Origin of the sequence: Siccirubricoccus deserti (assembly GCF_014283215.1) — a bacterium.
In the GTDB taxonomy this organism is placed as follows: domain Bacteria; phylum Pseudomonadota; class Alphaproteobacteria; order Acetobacterales; family Acetobacteraceae; genus Siccirubricoccus; species Siccirubricoccus deserti.
Genome location: NZ_JACOMF010000267.1, coordinates 1 through 617, shown reverse-complemented (window position 1 = coordinate 617; position 617 = coordinate 1). Strand labels below are relative to the sequence as shown.

1 protein-coding gene is annotated in these 617 nt (G+C 60.6%); it reads left to right on the top strand.

What is annotated here, in order from left to right:
* The coding region (locus tag H7965_RS30250) for a transposase (RefSeq protein ID WP_186773141.1) at positions 1–154 on the top strand (154 nt) is incomplete at its 5' end.
* Positions 155–617 lie beyond the last annotated feature (463 nt).

Sequence of the window (617 nt, the reverse complement as noted above, 5' to 3'; positions counted from 1 at the left end):
GAAGCGCTGGATCGTTGAGAGGACCATCTCGTGGCTGAACCGCTGCCGTCGCTTGGCCAAAGACTGGGAGTGCCTGAACCGCACCAGCCTCGCATTCCTGCGCTGGGCCTCCGTTCGCCTCATGCTGCGAAGGCTCTGCCAGACAACAACATGATCCCGGACAGACACTAAAGCGCGTCCAGATTGGAAATCATAGTCCACCGCTTTGACCACCTCTATCCGGCGCCTTTGCGCCAGCCACGGACGGCAACACCAGCGTAGTGTTGCAGAAGCTGCGAGGTGTTTGGACGTGCAGGCGGTCACTGGGGTATATCCCGCAACAGGTCGCGCCGTTGCTCCGACCAATCGGACACCTCCGGAAACCTCCTGTGGGCCAATTCCAATCTGAACGAGATCAGAGGCTTAGTGGCTGCATGATAGCGCAACGAGGAGGCTTTTTTAGAGATGCGCTTGCTCTGTTGAAACCCTGGCTTGGCTGGGTACTTTGGGCGGCTATCTTGGGATGAGCGGTCCGGAGGTGGTCGATGCGGACGCTTTCGAAGTCGGCGCTGCGGGTGGCCGGTGAGGCGCTTGCGGTGGGGCGGACGGCACTGCCTGCCTATGGCAGCCACTACTCG